Genomic DNA, 20426 nt, shown 5'->3' on the forward strand with positions numbered 1-20426 from the left:
CTATCTCACCTCCCCTTGGGTATTGCTACTCTGAGATGTGAGTGGTTTGGTAATTGTCACTGCTTTCACATGACTGAGCCCCTGACTAGTCATCTCAATCCAATAATCAACCACAGAGATCAAGGGATCTAAACGATGGCTAATGATCAGAAAACTTCTTCCTTGATTTCTCTCCTCCACAATCCACTGACAAAAATAAGAGCAGGCTCTATCATCCAAACCTGCAAAAGGTTCGTCTAGCAAGATCACAGAAGCCTTACTAGTCAAGATGGTCAAGAGCTGAAGAATCTTTTGCTGGCCACCACTTAATTGATAGGGACTCTCATCGAGTGCCTGCTCCAAATCAAAATATTGTAAAGCTTGATGTATCCGCTGATTTCTTTCAGAGTCTGGACTATCTAATTGAAGTTCCTCTCTCAGACTGACTCGGATAAACTGCTTCTCAGCTTCCTGAACAACACCCGTTAGGTCACGATACAAACTCTTTTTCTTTTTCAGGACTGTCCCCTTCCAGGTAATGCGTCCCTTATACTTTTGAAATTGAAGAATAGACCGAAAGAGGGTTGATTTCCCGACACCATTATCACCCAAGATACAGGAAATTCCTTGGTAGAATGTGAAATCTGCAATTGAAAAGAGGGAGCGCTTATTCAGCTCACAAGTCGTTCTATCCATATGGAATAGTTCTGGGCTAGAAGCAACTTCCTTTGAAGCAACCTGGGTCATATCAGAGGTAGGGATTTGAAAGACTTCCCTTAGTTGGCCATCTCTTAGCTCCACCATATGGTCGATATAGGCTTCATAATCAGATAAATCATGGTCGCACAAAATAACTGTCTTCCCATCAGAGACCAACTCTTTTAGAATCTCCAATATCTCTATCCTACTCTTGCGATCAATGGAAGCAAAAGGTTCATCCAAGAGATAAACCCTAGGATTCATAGCAAAGAGAACAGCCAAAGCAGCCTTTTGCTTTTCCCCACCTGATAAGTGATGAATTGGACGGTGCAAAATCGCCTTGCAGCGACATTGCTGGACAACATCTGCTATTTTAGAATCAATTTCCTGAACGGGATGCCCAATATTTTCCAAGGTAAAAATCAGCTCCTCAAACAAGTTCTCCATGGTAAATTGATGATTGGGATTTTGAAAGAGGATACCAACCGTCTGGACACGTTCGATGATAGAAAGCTGACTAACCTTGCTCCCATTTATCAGGACTTGACCTCTATAGGGAAGAGAACTGACTTGGGCAATCATTTTAAAGAGACTAGATTTTCCTGAACCACTGCTCCCAACTAACAAGGTAAAGGCTTGCGCATGAAAAGTAAAATCAATCGGCTCATAGAAGATTGGGGACTGAATCGCTCGTAGTTCCAGCCCCATCTATGCCTTGCCCCCAGCTGCAAACTGATGATAAAGTTTGACAATGGCACGAACCAAGATAGTACAGAAGAAAAAGACAGAAATAAAGCGCACCACAAGCAAGGAAAGGACAAAAGGAAGGGAAAAGGCGTAATATCCTAACTTAATGTATTCATAGACAAAGCTAACAAGCGTAATCCCAATACTATTGGCAGTTAGAGAGAGCCAACTTTCATAGCGATTCTTGGTTACGATAAAACCAAGTTCACTTCCCAAACCTTGAACCAAGCCAGACAAAAGGGCACCTAGACCGAATTGGCTACCATAAAGGACTTCAGCAAGTGCAGCTAGCACTTCTCCAATCGTTGCACTTCCGACTCTTGGAACAAAGATGGCAGCAATAGGCGCAGCCATACACCAGAGACCAAAGAGGATTTCATTGGCAAAGGCCTGTAAACCAAGAGGTGCTAAAATCAGAGTGAGGATATCAAACAGATAGCCAGATCCTACAAAAACGCCACCAAAAAAGATAGACAAGAAAGCAAGTAAGATAACATCTTTTAATTGCCATTTTTTCAACATAAAAAACTCCTTTTTTAAAGAAAAGTGGGGTATTCAAGGTGAGCTACCTAAATGCTTTGTATCATCTTCATCCAGTTTCGTAAAAGAAAAAACTCTAATTACAGGTAGGAATTAGAGTTCAGCTTACAAGATTAGATGGTTAGTTTCTATAAATACAAAACCATTTCACATTTCCCTTCGCCAGTCTTAACTGTATCAGGTTCAATGGGTATCATCTCAGCCTAAAGCACCCCAAATGTCTTTATTATTTAATTATATAAATATTATAACAAGCGATTTATTCTAGTTCAAGAAATTGAACTGGGAAACACACTCTTGCACTCACAAAGATAGCAAGTCTTTCTTTTGCAAAAACCAAATGTCTTGTTTGATAGATTAGCTATTTAAACTAAATCTGGACATATCTTTTTAGAAAAGGAAAACTTCCACTTACTTAGAATCCAAGGATAGATACCTATTGTTCACTCATTTCTCGAACAGTTTTTTCTATATTTTTTGCATACGATATTGCTGAAATGATTGAAACACCGTCAACATTGGTCTTCATAATATCTTTAATATGCTGCGTCTGTATCCCACCAATTGCAACTAAGGGCATTTGGGGCAATAGTTTTCTCATCAATTTAATACCTTCATAACCTATAGCGCCACCAGCATCATCCTTTGACTGGGTATCAAACACAGGACCAACACCGACATAATCGACATATTCAACTTTTGATTGTTGAAATTCTTCCTCATTTTTTATAGAAAGACCAATTATTTTATCTGGCATCAATTTTCTAATTTCATCAACTCCAAGATCATCCTGTCCTACATGTACTCCGTCAGCATCTATCTCTAATGCTAACTCAATATCATCATTAACAATAAACGGCACATTGTATTTTTTACAAAGATCCTGTAGTTTAATTGCTAATTCGACTTTTTCTTTACCTTCTAAGGATCCCTCACCTTTTTCACGAAATTGAAATAAGGTTATACCACCTTTTAAGGCTTCCTCAACGACTCTATATAGATCTTTTCCCTGGCAAGTAGTCGTTCCACAAATAAAATATAGTTTTAGTAATTCTTTTTGAAACATCTTACTTCACTCTTTTGAATTTCTTTACATCTTCATCTGTAATCTCATATAAGGCATTTATAAATTCAACTTTAAATGTTCCAGGAAGATGTCCATTTGGACGTTTTTCTGCCATTTCTCCAGCGATATTGTAAACCAACATTGCTGTTTCTAATGATTTCAATTCTTGACCTTTTTCTAGTCCGATAAAGCTTGCTACCACTGCCCCTAATAAACATCCAGTTCCAATAACTTTTGGCATCATGGCACTACCATTATGAATCGTTACCACTTCTCCATTTACCGCAATAGCATCCACTTCACCTGTTACTACAATTGGAATATTGAACTTCTCATTTGCTGCTAGAGCAATTTCGTCAATATTATCTACACCCGCACTATCTACTCCTTTAGATGCCACATTTATTCCTACTAAAGAGGCAATCTCGCCAGCATTTCCTCTAATCGCTGCTAGTTTGTAATTATTTATTAAATCTTCGGATACTTTTTTTCTATAAGATCCTGCTCCACAAGCTACAGGATCTAAAACTGCTGGGACATTATATTTCTCTGCAATTTTCAGAGCAGCTTGATATAATTTCCAATTTTCATCTGTCAATGTTCCTATGTTTATTAATAAACCACCAGCATACTTTAACAAATCCTCTAAATCTGTAGGAAACTCACTCATAGCTGGTGACGCACCCAGTGCTACTAATCCATTTGCTGTGAAATTTTTTACTACATCATTGGTTATGCAAATGACCAAAGGTGCTTTTTCTTTTAATAATTTTAAACTTGTCATATTGAAATCCTTCCTTTTCACTTTATACGATCTACTGATTTCGATTTATCTCTATCTTTAGTTGAGAATTTTTTCAGTTATATTGAATGATGTACCTCATCAAATTTGTAAATATCCTAAACCTTCTCTAGGCGTCATAACCAATATCAAAAAAGGCTAATTCTAAAGCGACCGCTTGATTCCAGCGTTGCTGAAGTTCTGTCAAATCTTCTAGACCTTTCCCTACACGATTGAGTTCATCAACCAGAAATTGAACCCACTCTGCAAAGAAAGAACCTCTGTGGAGATTGATCCATTCCGAATGAATATAGTCTTTAGGTAGTGCCAAATTTTTAGAACCCCAGTCTAAATAGAGACCTTCTGCAATGACCAGCATGACCAAAAGATGGGCATAGTTTGATGAAGCCACTGCCGAATACATTAGATCCTGAAAGGCTTTTGTTACAGGATGCAAGGTCACTTCCAGATAATCATTCTCTGCTACTTTTAACTCTTTAAAAGCCTTTTGGAAATAACCGTCTTCATCTGCTTCAAGAAAGCCTAGTTGCTTGGCAAAACGAAGCTTAGATTCAAGCTGATCTGCGTGGGCTACGCAAGCACCCAGCATGGATAAGAAGGCATCAAAGAAGTGATAATCTTGAATTAGGTAGTCTTTTAAGACCTTATTCTCAATTGTCCCTGCAAAAAGTTCCTTGACAAAACGATGATTGACGGCAGCCTGCCAATCCTTCTGACTGCTTTTTAATAATTCTCCAACAGTCAAACCTGGCTCAAATGCATAGTCTTGTGTTTCCATATTTACTTCTCCTCTCTTTACTCACTAGTAATTAATAAAACACCAAGAGATACCAAGCAAAATCGTAATTCCACTTGATCCTTTTAAAGAACATAGAGGGCATTTGCAGAGAGCTACCTAATACTCTTCGAAAATCAAATTCAATCCACGTCAGCTTCGCCTTGCCGTACTCAAGTACAGCCTGCGGCTAGCTTCCTAGTTTGCTCTTTGATTTTCATTGAGTATAAACAAGCCTATCCAGTTTTATATAAACAAAAAAACTCCAATTACAATCAAGAATTAGAGTTGACTTACAAGATTAGATCGTTCATTTCGACATACGAAAAAAACTGTTCACATTTCCCTTCGCCAGTCTTAACTGTATCAGGTTCAATGGGTATCATCTCAGCTTAAAGCACCCCAAATGTCTTTATTATTTAATTACTGCACCAGTATAGCAAAAAATGAAAGCCCTAGCAAGATATTTGATTGGAAAATATATTTGTATAGATTTCAATGGTGATTTATTCTTCCTATAGACGAAGAAAAACCTCCACATCAAGTGGAGGTAATCTGTTTTATCAATACAATTTTAAGTCACGAGGATCAACTGGGAAGGTTGGGTTGTATGGGTTGTGACGAAGTTTGAAGTGTTTGACATCCTCAATAGTCTGAGTTCCAGATAATTGCATAACTGTCTTCAATTCTGCATTCAAGTGTTCAAAGACTTGACGTACACCAACACTACCACCGAGAGCCAAGCCATAGATAACCGGGCGGCCAATAGCTACCAAGTCTGCTCCTGAAGCCAAGGCTTTAAAGACGTGTTGGCCACGACGAATACCAGAGTCAAAGACAATTGGTACGCGTTTGTCAACTGCTTCTGCTACTTCTTGAAGTGAGTCAAAGGCAGCTGGCCCACCGTCGATTTGACGGCCACCATGGTTGGTTACCCAGATACCAGAAGCTCCAGCAGCAAGCGAACGTTCAACGTCCTCACGGCATTGTGGCCCCTTGACATAAACAGGAAGTCCTGAGTATTCAGCGATAAATTCTACATCTCGTGGAGATAGGCGCTGTTTAGCTGATTTGTAAACAAAGTCCATTGATTTACCAGCACCTTCTGGCAGGTATTCTTCAACAATCGGCATACCAACTGGGAAGACAAAACCATTACGCTTATCAACCTCACGATTGCCCCCTACCGTAGCATCAGCCGTCAAGACAATCGCTTTGTAGCCTTCAGCCTTCACACGGTCCATAATGTGGCGGTTGATTCCATCATCTTTACTAAAGTAAAATTGGAACCAGTGAGGTGTCCCTTGAAGGGCTTCTGTAATTTCTGGAAGGTCTACAGTAGAGTAAGAGCTAGTTGTGTAAAGAGAACCAAACTCATGCACACCACGCGCAGTCGCCACTTCACCCTGTTCGTTTGCTAATTTATGAGCTGCAACAGGCGCCATAATGATTGGTGAAGACAATTTTTCACCTGCAAATTCAATCTCTGTACTTGGATTTTCTACATTGCAAAGTGTATGAGGAACGATGAGTTTGTGGTTAAAGGCACGAATATTCTCACGCAAAGTGAAAGTATCCTCCGCCCCACTAGCGATATAGCCAAATGCTGCTTTAGGAATAACTTGTTGCGCCATTGGCTCCAAATCATAGGTATTGATGAAATCTACATGACCTTCTGCATTGCTTGTTTTGTATGACATAAAATGTCCTCCTTGATAAGTAAGCGTTTACTTTGTATATTACAAAAAATATTCTAACTCTTTTTTCAAAATTTTTCAAATATTTTGTTTGGAAATTTCATACTTTCAATCATTTTACAGAGATAATTAAAAATGATAAACTTTCTTAAGTTATGGAAATTCAAATAATCTTTTCATTTTCTAATACTTTATCATCAAATTGTTCAGCTAGTATAGTTGCTGAGTGATAAAGTTCCTTTGCTTTATTTTTATCATTTTCAAAATAAAGATAGCACTTAGCTTCAAATACTGAAATTCCAGGTTTATAGACTTGCAACGTTGTTACTGATAAAATTTCATTCATCTTTTTTACTAGAGATATCATATGTTTATAGTCATTATGAACAACATAAACAACCGCTATGGCACAAAGAACTGATAGTAGCTCTACATTATACATTTCATCACTAACTAATTGCTGTTTCAACAACTTAATCCGAAAATCATCTAATGCTCTCTTCTATAAATCAAGTCTTGACATTGCATAGCAAAATAATCAATTAATAGTAAATCATTGAATGTGTAAACTTGCTTTAGTGTTACTTGCTTAAAATAATCATCAAAAATATCTTCAGCGAAACTACCTGTCCCTGTTCTTATCAAGTCTAATATTCTTTCAATCAAGTCTAGACTCAGCAACTCTTCCTCAGGAAGAGCTAGTTCTTTATTTTCAAGAAAAGTATCTATCGGAACTTCTAATCGCTTAGATAAATATTGTAACTTAGTAATTGTTGGCAAGGATTGCCCAAGCTCAGTACGCATCAGCTGTTTGATTATTAAGTCAGCTTCTGTCCACAGACCTCTTCTCTCGTCAATTTGTGACGTTCACGTTTCTGTCTTACTCTATGACCAATTTCAGTTTTAATATCTGTTGTCATTCTTACCTCTAACCACAATCCATAAATTAACATACTTTTAATTCTTCGGCTAAAAATTAACAATAATTCTTTTTCAAATCCGTCATATTATTTTCCAAAACTTGGATGTCTTGGCTGACTTTGAGAATGACAATGCTGCCTTGAATACTGGAGATGACTTGACGGGCCTGCAACTGCGACCGTTCTTCTGACCAGTCAGCATGCAGGTCTTGCAAGAGGCTGGCTAACTTCTCTGTCCACTGGGTCATAAAATCATTGAGAGGACAGCGGAAGTTCTCATCTTCTGTGGACAATTCCACAATCAGATTACCAATTGGGCAACCATAAAAGACTGTCTGACTTTCATGAAATTGACAAACCCAGTCAATCATATCCGAAAACTTGTCACTGTCAGACTTGTCTGCTTCAAAAATATCTTCAAAAAGCTCTTTTCGCCACTTTGCTAAAATATCTTGAATGACCGTCAAACCAATTTCCTTCTTAGATTTGAAATAATAATAAAGCTGTCCCTTGCCAACATCAGCTGCCTCCATGATGTCACTGATGGAGGTGGCCACATAACCCTTCTGATAAATCAATTCCTCAGCACTTTGTAAAATACGCTCTTTAACGCTCATCTACTCACCTCTCTTTTTTCCTATTATAGCAGATTCAGAGTCTGAGACCAAACAATTGAAACCACCTCCTTTTGCCACTGTTTTATCATTAAAATTTTTTGTTCTGAGCAAATTAATTTACAAATTCAATTTTAGATGTTATTATAATTGTACCGAACGGTCAGTATGTAACTAAAACTACCATTTGGAAAATCATCAAACTAACAGTCTAAATTCCTATTGGCTGTTAATCAAATCATATTAGGAGGAACCTCATGTTCAATCAGAAAAATGTCGCATTTGTTATCACAGACCCGCAAGTTGAATTCTTAAAATCTACTGGTAAAGGATTCGGAGCAACTAAAGATGTTCTTGAAAAAGTTAATACTATTGAAAATCTGACAAAGCTTTTAGCTCTTGCTAAAGAGCGTGGCTACAAGCGTTTTATCTCACCGCACTACTTCTATCCACACGATCACAAGTGGCAATTTAAAGCTGCTGGTGAAACGATGATGATTGAAAACGAAATGTTTTGGCGTGATAGCCAGTATTCAGCAATTCCAGAAGGCTCTGGAGCAGATATGATTGAAGAGATTAAACCATTTTTGGATGAAGATACTATTGTTGTCAACGGACATAAAATCTTTGGCCCAGAAAGCAACGACCTTAACCTTCAACTCCGCAAAAATGGTATCGACACCGTCATCTTGGCTGGTATGAATGCTAATCTCTGCGTGGATTCACACATGCGTGAACTCATAGAATTAGGCTACAATGTCATTGTTGTTAACGATGCTGTCGGTGCTCCAGGTGAAGAAGCCTACCAAGCTGCACTAACAAACTACGGCTACATTGCCAACCAAGTTTTGACAACTGAGGAAGTTATCGCTCAACTTTAGTATTAAAAACAAAATCAGGTAATCCTAGTGACTACCTGATTTTCTATATCTTAGGCATTTTGCCAATTTTCTTGGTCTTCTTTAAATCGTTTTAGAAGATCGAGCCCTTCTGGTGTGATGTAACCTTCTTCTTGGGCTAGATGGATGAGTTCACTGTAGTTAGAAAGCGTCACAAGTTTGACACCTGCATCTGAGAAGTTCTTATCTGCTTTTGGCAATTGGTAACTGAAAATCGCTACAACTCCAAGCACATCTGCTCCTTCTCGCTTAGCTGCGGCTACGGCTTCAAGAACAGAACCACCAGTTGAAATGAGGTCTTCAACCACTACCATTTTTTGACCTTGAGCTACGCGGCCTTCGATTTGGTTACCAGCTCCGTGGTCTTTTGGTTTGCTACGGATATAGGCAAATGGCAAGTTCATCTTATCAGCAATGATAGCTCCGTGTGGAATCCCAGCTGTTGCAGTTCCTGCAATCACTTCAACCTCAGGAAAGGCTTCTTTGATAGCATCTACAAAACCATTTTCAATGAGAGTACGAGTTTCTGGATAGGCGAGGGTCACACGGTTATCCGTATAAATGGGTGACTTGATACCAGATGCCCAAGTGAAAGGCTCCTCTGGTTTGAGGTAAACGGCTTGAATTTTCAAGAGGTGGCTAGCGATATCTTTAGCAAGTGTCATGGTATTCTCCTTTTTTATAATCTAGTTCTTTAATTCCAGTCCTGTGTCCATTCATCCTTGATGGCATGATAAGCTACAACAGGATTATCAGCTTGGGTAATGGGACGTCCCACTACGATATAGTCACTACCGATTTGATAGGCATCTGCTGGCGTCATGACGCGTTTTTGATCTCCTACTGCAGCACCTGCAGGACGGATGCCCGGTGTCAGACAGATAAAATCTGGATTGGTGGCCTGCTTGATAAGTTCCACTTCCTGAGCTGAGCAAACAACACCATCTAATCCAGCTTCAGCTGTCTTCTTAGCATAATGAATCACAGACTCCTGTAGGCTGGTTTGGATATTTTGAAAATCCTGCATCTGAGCTTCTGATGTTGATGTGAGCTGAGTGACAGCGATCAATTTGGCTTGACTTCCAAGACCTTCACGCGCCGCCTTCATCATCTCTACACCACCAGCCGCATGAACATTAGTCATATCCACACCAAGCTGAGACAGGACCTTCATAGCTGATTTGACTGTATTGGGAATGTCATGCAGCTTGAGATCCAAAAAGACACTGTGCCCCAAGCCTTTCAAGTAAGACACAATCTCAGGCCCCGTTGCATAATAAAGCTCCATCCCTACCTTAAGATAAAGTCTTTCTTCTGCTGGGAAAAGAGCTAAGAATTCCTTGACTGCCTCAAAACTAGGAAAATCAAGAGCAATAACTGGACGATGTTCTCGCATAGGTTTCTCCTTTTACCTTTGCTAGTAAGAGAGTCTGGCCAAAAGAAGCCATGAAAAAAGGAACCTGCCAACAGCAAGGTTCCACGAAAAATGGGTAGTCTCCACCCTTTCACCGTCTAACCTTAGCTGCCTCTCTGGACTGCTTTAAAGGTTTTTTACTATTCTATTATTTCTACTTGCACTTGTCAAGTAAAAACATGGTCACTAAAGAGCTATAGGAGAAAAGCTAAACCTAGCGACGCGATGAACGCTGACTTGTTTGGTTTCGATTGCTTTCTTCCTCCAATTTTTTCTTCTCTTCTTCCAATTTATTCTGCTGTTCTTCTAGCCTTTTCTTCTCTTCCTCTTTTTGTTTCTTCTCAGCTTCCTTAGCCTCTTGTTTGGCTTTTTCCTCAGCCTCCATAATTAATTTATCCGCCACAGTATAACTGTAAATTCCAGCTTCCATGTCGACCACACTTGGTTCTGACAATTGAGGCTTAATCTTACTGTAATAAGGCAATTTCTTACTCATTTCAGAAAGGGGAACCAAAACTTCGTCCGAATCATTCATAGTCAATCGAATTAAATCTGATGTGACCTTGCTTGGGGCTAGTTCCACCTTTTGGATAGCAGACTTGAGTTCGGGGCTAATTTGAGAAAGTTCTGAGGTAAAGGTCTTGATTTGTTCGCTGTCATTAAAGAAAACTGATATATAAGTTTCTGGCAGACTCACCAAACTCACCGAACTGGTCTCAAGCTGACCGCTTGAAAGGATTGGATAATGACTTTCTCCAGAAACATAGTAGGCCACAATATCATATTCCTTAACCTTGATAGTAAACTTGGTTGGAAATTGATAGACAAGCTGAGCTGATTCAACCCAATAATTAGACTTGATCTGCTCTTCATATTTTGCCTTGTCTAGCAGAAGGTTAATCGTATAATCCGAATCCTGAATGCCTGAAGCCTGTCGAATATCATCAGCTGTAGTTTGCACTGTTCCCTCAACACGAATATCCTTCATGGTCGCATAAGGACTGAGCAAGTAGACAGAGACAACCAATAAAAGCAGACTGAGAAACAAAATCGAGATAGCCCGCCAGATATGAACTCCTGGAATTTTCGGTTTGACCGGTTTTTCCTTTACAGGCTTTTTCTCTATTTTTTTATCCTGTTTATTCTGTTTCTTTGGCTCTTTAGATTTTGGTTCTTCTTTGGGTACTTCTTTTTTGACGTCTTCTGACTCTTCTACTTTTTCTTCAGACTCTTCCTTAGCTGATTTTGAGTCTTTTGGATCAGATTCACTCTCTTGCTCCTCGGTTGCATCTGACTTTTCAGATTTTGAAGCCATTCGAGCTTGTCTTTCCTTTTCCTTCTCCTCAGCTAGGGCCGCCTCTTCTTCAGCCTTCTTTTTTAGATATTCCTGGTTTCGTTTCTGCCATTCTGATAACTCTTTAAATTCTTCGAGGATTTCTTTGCCCTCTTTTTTCTTATCTTTTGACATTTACTTTCCTTATGATAAATCTTTTTTCAACAATTGATAAAAATCTGCTAGAGATTTCAATTCCTTTGAAGCCTTCATCTTAGCTTGGTAACCTTCCTTGTGGCTTAGTAAGTGAGAAAGCTTCTCTTCTAAACTGTCCAAGGTCAAATCGCTTTCTTGAAGCTCTTCTGCATAGCCTTTTTTTACAAAGTAGGCTGCGTTCTCAATCTGATCTCCACGACTAGCTTCACGACCAAGTGGCACAATAACATGCAATTTTGCCATGGCTAAGAGCTCAAAAATCGTATTGGCACCACCTCGTGTCACAACAATATCAGCCAATTCCATCAAGGGTTGATAGAGATTGGTCACATAGTCAACACGAAAAATATTTTGGCTCAACTCATTCAGGCTAGAATCTCCAGTTAGATTGATAATATTGTAACACTCTGTCAGTTCTTTCTTATGGTCTGTCACCAATTGGTTAAAGACACGAGCACCTGCAGAACCACCGACAAACAATACAGTTGGCAATTTGGAATTAAAGTGGGTTTGGATATCCACCAATTCATCTGGTTCTGGAGTATTTTGGTCAGAAACCTTTGTCACTGCTCCCACATGCTCGACCTTAGACAAACTTGAAGCTTGTTCAAAGGTTGAATACATCTTCGTCGCAAATTTATAAGCGATTTTATTGGCCAAGCCCATAGACAGGTCAGATTCGTGAATAAAGACAGGCACTCCAGACACACGCGCAGCGATAACAGGCGGTACAGAGACAAAGCCCCCCTTTGAAAAAAGAGCCTGTGGATGAAGTCGCAACATGATAAAGAGCGATTGGACAATTCCCCAACCAACTTTGAAGACGTCCAGCATATTTTGCCAAGAGAAATAACGACGCAATTTTCCAGTCGCAATAGAATGGAAGGTGACATCTAGACCTGACTTAAGGATTTCTTGGTGTTCGATACCACGCTTGTCCCCGATATAGTGGACTTCCCAGCCATCTTCGATAAACTTGGGCATTAACAAAAGGTTGAGGGTTACGTGTCCAACCGTCCCCCCACCTGTAAAGACAATTTTTTTCATATTATTCCTTTAACTCCGCTACTGTGTCGATAAAGAGGTCGCCACGTACTTCAAAGTTAGCATACATATCCCAGCTGGCATTGGCTGGACTGAGAAGAACCACGTCTCCTTGAGTCGCAAGCTCGTAGGCCTTGCGGGTCGCATCTGCAATGTCAGTAGCATCCACATATGCCACACCAGCCTTATCTGCTGCCCGTTTGACACGTTCTGCAGACTGACCGAGAATGACCATCTTCTTGAGTCCAGTAATATCTGGAACCAATTCGTCAAACTCATTACCACGGTCCAAACCACCTGCAATCAAAATGACCTTGCTGTTGTCAAATCCTGACAAGGCTTTTTGAGTAGCCAAGATATTGGTTGATTTGCTATCATTATAGAATTTGACACCCTTGATTTCATCCACAAACTGGAGACGGTGTTTGACACCACCAAAGGCTGAAAGAGTTTCTTTGATGGTTTGGTTATCAACACTACGAAGCTTGGCTACAGCAATCGTCGCAAGGGCATTTTCCACATTGTGGCTACCTGGAACTCCGATTTCATTCGCTGCCATGACAACTTCCCCACGGAAGTAGAGTTGACCATCTTCCAGATAAGCTCCATCAACCTTTTCCTGTGTTGAGAATGGTACAACTGTAGCTTGTGTTTTTCTTGCCAATTCTTTTGCCAAGTCTTGGTTAAAGTTCAAGACAAGGAAATCAGCCGCTGTCATCTTGTTCTGGATATTCCACTTGGCTGCTACATATTCCTCAAATGAACCATGATAATCGATATGAGTTGGCATGAGGTTGGTAATAACCGCAATCTCTGGATGGAATTCTTGAACGCCCATGAGTTGGAAAGAAGAAAGTTCCATGACAAGCGTGTCCTTATCTGTCGCAGTTTGAGCCACTTGACTGGCTGGATAGCCGATATTTCCTGATAAAAGACCATGTTGCCCAGCAGCAGTCAAAACTTCCCCAATCATAGTCGTTGTGGTTGTTTTACCATTTGAACCAGTAATACCAACAATCGGTGCTTCTGAAATCAAGTAAGCCAATTCCACTTCAGTCAAGACTGGAATTCCCTTGGCCAATGCCTTTTCAATCATGGGATTGCTGTAGGGGATACCTGGATTTTTCACCATGAGGGCAAACTCTTCGTCCAAGAGTTCCAAAGGATGGCCACCTGTGATAACCTTGATCCCTTCTTCCAACAAACTTTGCGCAGCTGGATTGTCCTCGAATGGTTTCCCGTCATTTACTGTCACAATGGCACCCAGCTTATCCAACAAACGAGCTGCAGATTCACCAGACTTGGCCAAACCTAAAACAAGGACTTTCTTATTTTTAAATTGATCTATTACTTTCATGTCTCGAACTCCATTTCTACTCTTACTATTTTACCATTTTTATGGAAATAATTCTAAACGAAAATGCTCATATTCAGCATTCTAACAAGCAAAAAGAGAGCCGAAACTCTCTTTTTATCTTCTTTTACTTTTATTAACCGACATGAGGGTAATATCTCGCAAGCTAAAGTATGCTAGGAAGAGCATAGCGATTGCGATAAAGAATTCTGTCGGTAGCTGAAAGATTTGCAGAACTGACAACATGAGCAAAATCAGCAATGCTACGAAAGCAAAGACGACAAGGACGATATTAACTGTCCCTTTAATGCTTTCTGGTGTCGCAAATACATAGAGTAGTAATAAGAGGAGTCCTATGATTAAATAAACCATCTTTATCTCTTTCTAGCTCTTATTCAGCTGATTTTTTCTTCTTGTTAGCTTTCTCACGCTCTGCCTTGTTAAGGATTTGTTTACGCAAACGGATAGACTCAGGCGTTACTTCCATGTACTCATCGTCGTTCAAGAACTCAAGAGACTCTTCAAGGGTCAAGATACGAGGTGTCTTGATAACAGCTGTTTGGTCCTTAGTAGCTGAACGGACGTTGGTCATTTGTTTCGCCTTCGTGATGTTAACTGTCAAGTCGTTTTCACGAGAGTTTTCACCGATGATCATTCCTTCGTAAACTTCAGTACCTGGGTTGACAAAGATCGTACCACGTTCTTCGATAGACATGATTGAGTAAGTTGTAGCCTTACCAGCATCGATAGAAACAAGGGCACCACGGTGACGACCACCAATTTCACCTGGAATCAATGGCAAGTATTGGTCGAAGGTATGGTTCATGATACCGTAACCACGAGTCATTGACAAGAACTCAGTTGAATATCCGATCAAACCACGCGCTGGAACAAGGAAGACCAAACGAGTTTGACCATTACCAGTTGAAATCATATCCAACATTTCACCCTTACGTTCAGAAAGGCTTTGGATAACAGACCCTTGGTATTCTTCTGGAGTGTCGATTTGTACACGCTCAAATGGCTCACATTTAACACCGTCGATTTCTTTTACGATAACTTCTGGACGAGATACTTGAAGTTCATATCCCTCACGACGCATTGTTTCGATAAGGATTGACAAGTGCAATTCTCCACGACCTGAAACAGTCCATTTATCTGGTGAATCAGTTGGATCAACACGAAGGGAAACGTCTGTTTGCAATTCTGCCTGCAAGCGTTCTTCCACCTTACGAGAAGTTACCCATTTACCTTCTTTACCAGCAAATGGTGAGTTGTTAACCAAGAAAGTCATTTGAAGAGTTGGCTCATCGATGTGTAGGATTGGAAGAGCCTCTACTGCATCTGTCGGAGTAATGGTTTCACCGACAAAGATGTCTTCCATACCAGAAACGGCAATCAAGTCACCTGCTTTGGCTTCTTGAATTTCACGACGTTCCAAACCAAAGAAACCGAAGAGTTTTGTAACACGGAAGTTTTTAGTTGTGCCGTCAAGTTTAGAAAGGGTAACTTGGTCACCAACTTTAACAGTACCACGGAAGACACGACCGATACCGATACGTCCAACGAAGTCGTTGTAGTCCAAAAGTGATACTTGGAACTGCAAAGGCTCATCTGAGTTGTCTACTGGAGCTGGGATATGGTCGATAATTGTGTCAAAGATTGGTGCCATAGTCGCTTCTTGGTCAGCTGGATCATCTGACAATGAAGAAGTTCCGTTGATCGCTGAAGCATACACCACTGGGAAGTCAAGCTGGTCATCATCTGCACCAAGCTCGATGAAAAGTTCCAAGACTTCGTCCACTACTTCTGCTGGACGAGCTGATGGCTTATCGATTTTGTTAACAACCACGATTGGGACAAGGTCTTGTTCCAAAGCTTTTTTCAATACGAAACGAGTCTGTGGCATTGTTCCTTCGTAAGCATCTACGACCAAGACAACACCGTCAACCATTTTCATGATACGCTCAACTTCTCCACCGAAGTCCGCGTGTCCTGGTGTGTCCATGATATTGATACGAGTTCCGTTATAGGCAACGGCTGTATTTTTAGCAAGAATGGTAATTCCACGCTCTTTTTCGATATCATTTGAGTCCATAGCACGCTCAACCAATTCAGTACGTGCATCAAGCGTTTCTGATTGTTTCAATAATTCGTCAACGAGGGTTGTTTTACCGTGGTCAACGTGGGCGATAATCGCAATGTTACGGATATCTTCTCTTAATTTTGTCATGATTTCCTCTATAATATTCAAAATTTATTTTCTAACTGAACGATTATACCATAATTTCAGGTAAATAACATAACTCAAGCAAGTGTAAATGTTTTCACTCTGCTTTTCTTTTCACGTCAAGCCTTTTCAAAGCAAGCTACTTATGATAAGATAGGCACAGTATGCGTTTAGATAATTTATTAGCCCAAGAAAAAATCAGCCGAAAGGCCATGAAACAAGCCTTACTCAGAGGAGAAATTCTAGTCGATGGTTGCCCTGCCCGCTCCCTAGCCCAAAATATCGATACAGGTCTACAAGAACTCCTTTTTCAAGGACAAATCGTTCAAGGCTATGAGCACACCTACCTTATGCTTCATAAACCTGCTGGTGTCGTTACAGCCAATAAAGACAGGGAACTTCCAACCATCATGGACCTCCTTCCGCCTGACATCCAGTCTGACAAGCTCTATGCTATCGGCCGACTAGACCGAGATACGACTGGCCTCCTCCTCTTGACCGATAACGGTCCCTTGGGATTTCAGCTCCTCCATCCCCAATATCATGTCGATAAGACTTATCAAGTTGAGGTTAATGGACTTCTAACACCTGACCATAACCAAACCTTTCAAAAAGGAATTGTCTTTTTAGATGGCACTGTCTGTAAACCTGCAAGACTAGAGATTCTATCTGCAAGTCCTTCCCTCAGTCAAGCCTCCATCACCATTTCAGAAGGAAAATTTCATCAGGTTAAGAAAATGTTCCTCTCGGTTGGTGTCAAGGTGACCTCCCTCAAACGAATTCAGTTTGGTGATTTCACTTTAGACTCAGAACTAGCAGAAGGTCAATACCGTTCCTTGAACCAAGAGGAATTGAAAATCATTAAAAACTACTTAGAAAAAAGTGGATAAAACAAAAAAGCTTTCAAATAAAGCTTTTTTGTTTTACACTACTTAATTCATAAAAAGAATCAATCCTAAAACCCAATTAATTACGGAAACTACAATCGCTACAATAGCTATAATTTTCTCTGTTTTATAGTCTAGTCCAGATTCTTTTTGAAGTGAGTTAGCATACAATAAACTGGTAATACCTAAACCAATACCTCCCAACGGAAATAACAAACCAAGAATAATCGACAAGATACCCACAAAAAGTGGATTTTTCTTCTTTTCTTTCATGTTCTAAGAACTCCTTAAATTTTATACAAATTAATTATACTATAAAACAATAGCTTCATCCTATCATTCGGCTAATTTGGAAATAAGGTTAGCTAGTCTTCACTTTCCCTTTCCAAGAATCCAAGCCATAAGAAAGGATATAAATCTCAGAAAAACCTTGTTTTTTCAAGTAAAGAGCTGCATTTGTAACTCGTTGCGCACGTTGGTTTTCGTAAAGAAGGACAGGTTTGTCTTTACGAAGGGCTGCAAGACTAGTTTTCAACTGACTTGAAGGAATATTGCGAGCCCCAAGAATATGTTTTCTGTGGAATTCTGCTGGATCACGCAAATCAATCAATTGACCCGTACGAATCAAGGCTTCAAACTCCTCATTGTCTACAATTTTAGCCGCACGGCGAATACGAAGATAGTTAAAGCCCATCCATGCCAACATTGCCAGTATAAGTGCCCACAAAATCCAAGTAACCATTAGTTCTTTTCTCCATTTTTCTCAATATAATCCAATTCTACCTTGTGCTCTCTGCGTAGAACCGCTTCTGCCTCTAGATAGTCTAATTTGTCCATCAACCCTGCATCGTAAATCCGAGAGAGTTCCAACTTCATCAGTTCAATATCATATAAGCGTTTTCCCATGTAAACAATAATACCAAATCGTTTGAGGAATTGCTGCACATCATAGAATGTTTTCATAAGACTCATTCTAGCAAAATTTTGTGTTTTTTTCAAGAAGAGACTCACACAAGAAGTATCACAGAATTTAAAAAAGCTGCATCTTCTGCAACTTTTTAATCTGGTGGAAAATAACCCAACTGCTCAGCGATGTGAATCGCCTCCTGCCTGTTAGCCACTCCTAATTTTGAAAAGATATTGGCCAGGTGATTGGAAACTGTACGTTTACTCACATAGACCTTGTCACAGACATCATCAATAGTCAAGCCATTTCTAACCAGTTCTAGTATCTCGATTTCTCGTGGTGTTAGCACCTCTACCATCACTTCATCTGAAAAGATCTTACCTCCTAGATAAATCTTTTCCAGTTTTTTCACCAACTCATCTGGATCCATACTTTTATCTAGAAATCCATAAGCCCCCATAGCTTTAGCTCGGTGTTCATACATCTTTTTGCTGTAACCTGTCAAAATCACAACCTTACTAGAACAACCATTGTCGATAATCTCTTGTGCCAAGGTCAGCCCATCAGCTTGATACAGACTCGTCAGGTTGATATCAATCAAAATAATGTCGTAGTCATTAAAAGCAATCTCCGAAATAGTCGAAAAATTATCTACTAACTGGACCTTTTTAATGTTTTCCGATAACTCTAAAATCATCTTGATACTTTGGCTAAATAATTTATGATCATCAATTAACAAAATTTTCATAACACAACTCCTTATCAATCGGGAGAGTAATTTCTACACGAAATCTCTTATTATTTTCAAAAATCTGCATTTGACCACCTAAAACACTAATTTTATTAGACATATTTTTCAAGCCATAACCTAAGGATTTTTCTGTTTGAAGGCAGTCATTTTCAGAAATGATAAAAATAGTGTCATCATGTACATCAATCTTCAAAGAAATCGTTCCACCACTAGCGTACTTAACGGCATTGGTCGCCAACTCCTCAACCAGACGATAGGCAATTTTATCGTAAGGAGATAAAAGCCTAAAGTGGGCAGGAAACTGTGTGACGACTTCATTTTCTGCGTGATAGCGCTTGACAATCCGATTAATCAGCCCTTGATACTGTATGTCTAACTGCTCGTCTGTTTCTACCATTGGCTGATAATAATCCATCCGCTCACGAATCCGCTGAACCAACTCCTCTGTCACCAGATTGATCTGTTCACCAAAAGCTTGATTGCTACTATATTTATTAAAATTTTTTATCGCCATCACATTTTGCAGGATTTCATTGTGAAGAAATTCGGAGAACTGTTGTTCTGTGTCTTCATTTGCCAGCAGACTTTTCACCATACGGTTACGCTTTAAAAAGAGAACTTTTACATAATCCCTAGCATCTAGCATTTCAGCAGAACGAAAAAGGCGAATCAATTCTTCCGAACAAATCCCGAACAATAGTAACATGATATTCAATACCAAAAAGCTCGTGTTTAAGTCTAAATGAAAGATGATGAAAATGCCTACTAACAAAAACATAACCAGTAAAAACAAGCGTGAAAAAGCTTTTATATAGGACAATTTTAACTCTGATACCTTTTTTTGAAGAGAGCTGATAATCGTTTTGAAGTGTAAAAAAGCTAAAATGCCAACAATTTCCAGATACCAGACTAGGTTCATCACTCCTGAGCCCCTCGTATTGATATATAAAAAGAAATAAGAAAGAGGCAATATTAAAGCTAATATCCACAAATTTCGTCTCTGATACTTGAGTTTACTTTTCAACTCTTTATGATATAAAATCAGTAAAATCAAGGGAACAAGGTTTAAAAAGAAAGACGCAAACAAGGACAGAAATAGAAAAATTGAAGGACTTAATAGATACGAACTAATGGTGATTAGTGTCAACACAAAGGACACACTCAACAGTTCTTCTCCTATTTTCTCTCCCAGAAAGATAATAGACAGAGAACTATACACCAATAAAAAAGAGTTGAGCGGATGAAGAATATCAAAAAAGTGCAACAGGGTGCTCGCAACTCCTTGATTAAATATGGATTGCCAGCTAATGAGAAACATCATCAGGAGCAACCAAAGTTTCAACTCACTATACCGAAAGGTCACAATATTACAAATATAGCTAAATACAATTAAAGCAATAATCAGCAATAAAACCATCTGCAAGGAAAAATCTGTCGAAAAGTCCAGAGGAATCCTATAATAAATATAAATCATTAAAGCTAGATGATTAAAAATCGTCAACCACCACAATAAAAGTGAGTTTTTCGAGAGCGATTTGACAAACTGTTTCATATGTATCCACTTCCTGAACTACTTTAATATCATTATAACACAATACCAGAATTGTCGGAT

At 39.4% G+C, this 20426-nt stretch carries 23 protein-coding genes and 2 riboswitches; of the genes, 2 read left to right on the top strand and 21 right to left on the bottom strand.

Annotated features, from left to right (window positions below; genetic code table 11):
- The 9 genes from O3599_RS03775 to O3599_RS03815 form a co-directional block, all read right to left on the bottom strand.
- On the bottom strand, positions 1-1386 hold the full coding sequence (locus O3599_RS03775; protein WP_371512035.1) for an ATP-binding cassette domain-containing protein: 1386 nt from the start codon (positions 1384-1386) through the stop codon (positions 1-3).
- Positions 1387-1947 (bottom strand): ECF transporter S component, encoded by a 561-nt coding sequence (locus tag O3599_RS03780; RefSeq protein ID WP_000915275.1) that lies wholly within the window; start codon positions 1945-1947, stop codon positions 1387-1389. It lies immediately after the preceding gene.
- A gap of 155 nt (positions 1948-2102) precedes the next feature.
- Positions 2103-2191: riboswitch (TPP riboswitch) on the bottom strand.
- A 210-nt stretch (positions 2192-2401) separates the two neighbouring features.
- Positions 2402-3031 carry a thiamine phosphate synthase gene (gene thiE / locus O3599_RS03785; protein ID WP_247939095.1) on the bottom strand — a complete coding sequence of 210 codons (630 nt, stop codon included), beginning with the start codon at positions 3029-3031 and terminating at the stop codon, positions 2402-2404.
- 1 nt (position 3032) lies between these two features.
- Positions 3033-3815: a hydroxyethylthiazole kinase gene (thiM, locus tag O3599_RS03790; RefSeq protein ID WP_247939094.1), complete on the bottom strand. Its 783-nt coding sequence runs from the start codon at positions 3813-3815 to the stop codon at positions 3033-3035.
- Between the two features lie 127 nt (positions 3816-3942).
- Positions 3943-4611, bottom strand: coding sequence for a TenA family protein (locus O3599_RS03795; protein WP_247939093.1), 669 nt, complete (start codon positions 4609-4611; stop codon positions 3943-3945).
- A gap of 323 nt (positions 4612-4934) precedes the next feature.
- Positions 4935-5023, bottom strand: a riboswitch (TPP riboswitch).
- A gap of 148 nt (positions 5024-5171) precedes the next feature.
- A complete protein-coding gene (gene lctO, locus O3599_RS03800) occupies positions 5172-6308 on the bottom strand; it encodes an L-lactate oxidase (RefSeq protein WP_000120723.1) in 1137 nt (378 codons plus the stop codon).
- 160 nt (positions 6309-6468) lie between these two features.
- On the bottom strand, positions 6469-6774 hold the full coding sequence (locus O3599_RS03805) for a hypothetical protein (protein ID WP_165442212.1): 306 nt from the start codon (positions 6772-6774) through the stop codon (positions 6469-6471).
- Between the two features lie 20 nt (positions 6775-6794).
- Positions 6795-7109 carry a hypothetical protein gene (locus tag O3599_RS03810; protein WP_002880183.1) on the bottom strand — a complete coding sequence of 105 codons (315 nt, stop codon included), beginning with the start codon at positions 7107-7109 and terminating at the stop codon, positions 6795-6797.
- A gap of 172 nt (positions 7110-7281) precedes the next feature.
- The gene (locus O3599_RS03815; RefSeq protein WP_371512037.1) at positions 7282-7842 is read right to left on the bottom strand and encodes a TetR/AcrR family transcriptional regulator; all 561 of its coding nucleotides are present in this window, start codon (positions 7840-7842) and stop codon (positions 7282-7284) included.
- Positions 7843-8096: 254 nt separating this feature from the next.
- Between O3599_RS03815 and O3599_RS03820 the strand changes: the two genes are divergently transcribed.
- A complete protein-coding gene (locus O3599_RS03820) occupies positions 8097-8720 on the top strand; it encodes a cysteine hydrolase (RefSeq protein WP_004256189.1) in 624 nt (207 codons plus the stop codon).
- 50 nt (positions 8721-8770) lie between these two features.
- Here the strand turns inward: O3599_RS03820 and pyrE are convergent, their stop codons facing one another.
- The 7 genes from pyrE to typA form a co-directional block, all read right to left on the bottom strand.
- Complete coding sequence (gene pyrE / locus O3599_RS03825) at positions 8771-9403, bottom strand: orotate phosphoribosyltransferase (RefSeq protein ID WP_004261667.1); 633 nt, start codon at positions 9401-9403, stop codon at positions 8771-8773.
- A gap of 29 nt (positions 9404-9432) precedes the next feature.
- On the bottom strand, positions 9433-10134 hold the full coding sequence (gene pyrF / locus O3599_RS03830) for an orotidine-5'-phosphate decarboxylase (RefSeq protein ID WP_024057743.1): 702 nt from the start codon (positions 10132-10134) through the stop codon (positions 9433-9435).
- Between the two features lie 232 nt (positions 10135-10366).
- Entirely contained in the window at positions 10367-11620 is a 1254-nt protein-coding gene (locus O3599_RS03835; RefSeq protein WP_261013701.1) for a cell division protein FtsQ/DivIB, read from the bottom strand.
- 9 nt (positions 11621-11629) lie between these two features.
- The gene (locus O3599_RS03840; protein WP_371512040.1) at positions 11630-12688 is read right to left on the bottom strand and encodes a UDP-N-acetylglucosamine--N-acetylmuramyl-(pentapeptide) pyrophosphoryl-undecaprenol N-acetylglucosamine transferase; all 1059 of its coding nucleotides are present in this window, start codon (positions 12686-12688) and stop codon (positions 11630-11632) included.
- A 1-nt stretch (position 12689) separates the two neighbouring features.
- Complete coding sequence (murD, locus tag O3599_RS03845) at positions 12690-14042, bottom strand: UDP-N-acetylmuramoyl-L-alanine--D-glutamate ligase (protein ID WP_261013697.1); 1353 nt, start codon at positions 14040-14042, stop codon at positions 12690-12692.
- Positions 14043-14156: 114 nt separating this feature from the next.
- Positions 14157-14411, bottom strand: coding sequence for a DUF3165 family protein (locus O3599_RS03850; protein ID WP_024056536.1), 255 nt, complete (start codon positions 14409-14411; stop codon positions 14157-14159).
- A 19-nt stretch (positions 14412-14430) separates the two neighbouring features.
- Positions 14431-16272 carry a translational GTPase TypA gene (gene typA, locus O3599_RS03855; protein WP_371512042.1) on the bottom strand — a complete coding sequence of 614 codons (1842 nt, stop codon included), beginning with the start codon at positions 16270-16272 and terminating at the stop codon, positions 14431-14433.
- 161 nt (positions 16273-16433) lie between these two features.
- On the opposite strand from typA, the gene O3599_RS03860 reads away from it, so the two are divergent.
- The gene (locus O3599_RS03860; protein WP_049499921.1) at positions 16434-17159 is read left to right on the top strand and encodes a 16S rRNA pseudouridine(516) synthase; all 726 of its coding nucleotides are present in this window, start codon (positions 16434-16436) and stop codon (positions 17157-17159) included.
- Positions 17160-17201: 42 nt separating this feature from the next.
- Here O3599_RS03860 and O3599_RS03865 read toward each other — a convergent pair whose 3' ends face one another.
- The 5 genes from O3599_RS03865 to O3599_RS03885 all read right to left on the bottom strand — a co-directional run bounded on the left by O3599_RS03865 (position 17202) and on the right by O3599_RS03885 (position 20366).
- Positions 17202-17429, bottom strand: a complete 228-nt coding sequence (locus O3599_RS03865; RefSeq protein ID WP_049499922.1) for a hypothetical protein — start codon at positions 17427-17429, stop codon at positions 17202-17204.
- Positions 17430-17517: 88 nt separating this feature from the next.
- Positions 17518-17898, bottom strand: a complete 381-nt coding sequence (locus O3599_RS03870; RefSeq protein ID WP_000259256.1) for a rhodanese-like domain-containing protein — start codon at positions 17896-17898, stop codon at positions 17518-17520.
- A complete protein-coding gene (locus tag O3599_RS03875) occupies positions 17898-18167 on the bottom strand; it encodes a YqgQ family protein (protein ID WP_000051787.1) in 270 nt (89 codons plus the stop codon). Before O3599_RS03875 ends, O3599_RS03870 begins: the two co-directional genes overlap by 1 nt.
- Positions 18168-18214: 47 nt before the next feature.
- Positions 18215-18811, bottom strand: coding sequence for a response regulator transcription factor (locus O3599_RS03880; RefSeq protein WP_000698194.1), 597 nt, complete (start codon positions 18809-18811; stop codon positions 18215-18217).
- A complete protein-coding gene (locus O3599_RS03885) occupies positions 18792-20366 on the bottom strand; it encodes a sensor histidine kinase (RefSeq protein ID WP_261266064.1) in 1575 nt (524 codons plus the stop codon). Before O3599_RS03885 ends, O3599_RS03880 begins: the two co-directional genes overlap by 20 nt.
- Positions 20367-20426 lie beyond the last annotated feature (60 nt).

Source organism: Streptococcus sp. 27098_8_103 (assembly GCF_041432345.1).
Lineage (GTDB): Bacteria > Bacillota > Bacilli > Lactobacillales > Streptococcaceae > Streptococcus > Streptococcus mitis_BV.